The organism is Mycobacterium simiae, assembly GCF_008370645.1.
Lineage (GTDB): Bacteria > Actinomycetota > Actinomycetes > Mycobacteriales > Mycobacteriaceae > Mycobacterium > Mycobacterium simiae_A.
The window spans coordinates 1-2,271 of record NZ_VTZN01000335.1 but is presented as its reverse complement, the minus strand read 5'-3'; the positions used below and the strand labels follow the sequence as shown (position 1 = coordinate 2,271).

Here is a 2,271-nt window from a genome sequence, read left to right as displayed (position 1 = left end):
ACTGCTTTGTGATCGTGGTCGGAGTAACTCTGGCCCTACGGGTGGTCGTCCACGGTTCGATCCGCGCTTTGTGGACAATCATCCTTGCGAACAAGAAGCACCTCGTCCTGCTCAACATTGCCACCGCCGCTGACTGGATCCTGTACTTCATCTCGGTCAAGATTTCTGACGGTTCGCTGGCTAATGCCCTGCTCTTCGGGGTAGCGCCCATCGCGGCACTCTTCTTTTCTCGTGAGCAGACTGGCCAAAAGACCGGCTACTCCCTGGTCATCCTGATGCTGCTGGCGCTGCTCGCGGCCACCTATGTAGAAGGCGCGTCAGGCAACCTCTATCTGGCCATCGCGACCGGCGTCCTGGCCGGCGTCGCGGTGGGCGCAGGGACCATCTCGATGAAGGGCCTGGGAGCCGACGGCGTCAAGGTGCTTGACGTGGTGCTGTTGCGCTACGCGATGACGATTCTTGCGACCATGCTGATCCTGTTCGCGATGGGCACACCGATGCACATCTCGGCTGCGCAGGGCCTAAACTCGGTCTGTATCGCGGCCGCGATGGTGTTGCTTCCCACCGTGCTCGTCCAGGCTGGCATCCGGCTGATCTCGGCGTTCAGCGCCGCAGTGATTTTCAGCTCCATCCCGGCACTGACCTACGTTGTGGCGCTCTTTGTGGGCGCTCCGTTCAGCCTCGCCCGGACCGCGATCTTCGTTGTGCTGTCTCTGGTCCTGCTTCGGATGAGCACCATCCAGAACCTCTAGCCAGCTAGACCAAATGCCCGAAGGCAGGCCCGAAGTCGGGCCCATGAGAACCAGAATCCAGTGCTTAGGAAGGAAATTTCCGTGCGTACAGAATACATCGACAATCCTCAAACCCTTGAACCCCGTCGAGAGGCTCGGCCCACCGGTCATGGTAATGAAAGCGCGCGATTACGGGATCGATATGAATAAATTCCAACACCAGTTGCGGGAAGCATATACTGATTACGAATCAGATATTTACCTACAGCAACAGCTCAAGATTGAGATGATCAAAGATACGATCCCGCGGAGCGAACTGCTCTCGACTCCAGATGCAATCTGGTCGGATATTTATACCGGGTCCGTTCAAGATTCGGCCTTTCCCGAGCTGTTTCCTTCGCTAACGCGGCAGGAGCTGTCGCGACTGAAAGGTGTCAAGTCTCCCAGAAGCCGCTTGATATCAGAGTTATCGCGTCGAGTGGAAATGCCGATTATCGGCGTAACTCGCGCAAGTTCAAGGAGTTGCCGGATGAGCTTTTTGACTCAACTCTCCGCATCCTGCTCGGCGCTGTAGCCGACATGGTAAAGAAAGCTGCGCCATCAGTCGTATGTATGAATATTGTTGTCCATCATACCTTGGTGCAGCGCTATCCGGGGCAAGTGTGCACAAATTCACCCGAAGGAATTCATCAGGATGGAATGGATTTTATCGTTTCCACCCTAGTGGTGCAGCAAGAAAATATCACTGGAGAGAAAAGCATAGTTTACCGTGGCAAAAAACTACTCCACGGTCATGCCTACCGTTTTCGAAAAGGAGCTATCGGACGGCGAGGGCATTTTTCAAGCCGACCGCGGAACCGATCTCTGGCACGAAGTCACAGCGATCAAAGCAATGGACGGCAATAAGCCGGCTTATCGTTCCTCGCTGGGTTTCGATGTTTCAGTGACACGGTGCGCTGCCTAGTGTCGCGTGTTGTTGATTGATTTACGTTTGATTTCTCCGATGAGTTGGTCAGCGGTCTTGCTCCAGGTGAACGGCTTAGCGCGTCGGTTGTAATTGTCGATGCAGGTGCGGATCGCGTCTTGCAGGTCGGTGATGTCGGTGAAGGTGCCGCGGCGGACGGCTTGGGGGGGTGATGGTGCTGCGGGCGACACGCCAGCTATCACCGGAAAAATCGCCGCCGACGCCTGCTACCCGCGCCACACCAACGCCGGGTTCCTGCCCTACCTCAAACTCATCGCCAAGGCCCACCCCCGAGTGCGGTTGTGCGCGTCTGCGACAACTACGCCACCCACAAGCAGCCGGCCGCATGCGCCTGGCTCGACAAGGACCCCAGAGTGACACCGCATTCCACGCCGACGAAGCTGCTCGTGGCTGAACATCGTCGAGGTCTTCTTCGGGTGGCAGCACACGCTGGTTCGGTGAAGGTGGCGGTATGCCATCGATCGCGAAGGGCCCTTTTCGGGGCGCTACCTGTCCTCCGCGGAGCGAGAACGATCGGGATTTTGCACGCCCAAGCTTGTGGGTACGCGAGATCGT

4 protein-coding genes and 1 pseudogene are annotated in these 2,271 nt (G+C 57.2%); 4 read left to right on the top strand and 1 reads right to left on the bottom strand.

Annotated features, from left to right (window positions below; genetic code table 11):
• From F0Q45_RS25485 to F0Q45_RS30395, 3 genes are all read left to right on the top strand, one after another.
• On the top strand, nucleotides 1-752 hold a 752-nt coding region (locus F0Q45_RS25485; protein WP_223163950.1), incomplete at its 5' end, for a hypothetical protein.
• Nucleotides 753-867: 115 nt separating this feature from the next.
• A complete protein-coding gene (locus F0Q45_RS28195) occupies nucleotides 868-1,305 on the top strand; it encodes a hypothetical protein (protein ID WP_188113166.1) in 438 nt (145 codons plus the stop codon).
• On the top strand, nucleotides 1,254-1,637 hold the full coding sequence (locus F0Q45_RS30395) for a 2OG-Fe dioxygenase family protein (protein WP_188113165.1): 384 nt from the start codon (nucleotides 1,254-1,256) through the stop codon (nucleotides 1,635-1,637). The genes F0Q45_RS28195 and F0Q45_RS30395 overlap by 52 nt, the downstream gene beginning before the upstream one ends.
• Before the next feature lie 54 nt (nucleotides 1,638-1,691).
• Here the strand turns inward: F0Q45_RS30395 and F0Q45_RS25470 are convergent, their stop codons facing one another.
• Complete coding sequence (locus F0Q45_RS25470) at nucleotides 1,692-1,886, bottom strand: glycosyltransferase family 4 protein (RefSeq protein WP_149656516.1); 195 nt, start codon at nucleotides 1,884-1,886, stop codon at nucleotides 1,692-1,694.
• 114 nt (nucleotides 1,887-2,000) lie between these two features.
• Here F0Q45_RS25470 and F0Q45_RS29730 point away from each other — a divergent pair.
• A pseudogene (locus tag F0Q45_RS29730) lies at nucleotides 2,001-2,130 on the top strand (IS630 family transposase); the annotation flags it as partial.
• Nucleotides 2,131-2,271 lie beyond the last annotated feature (141 nt).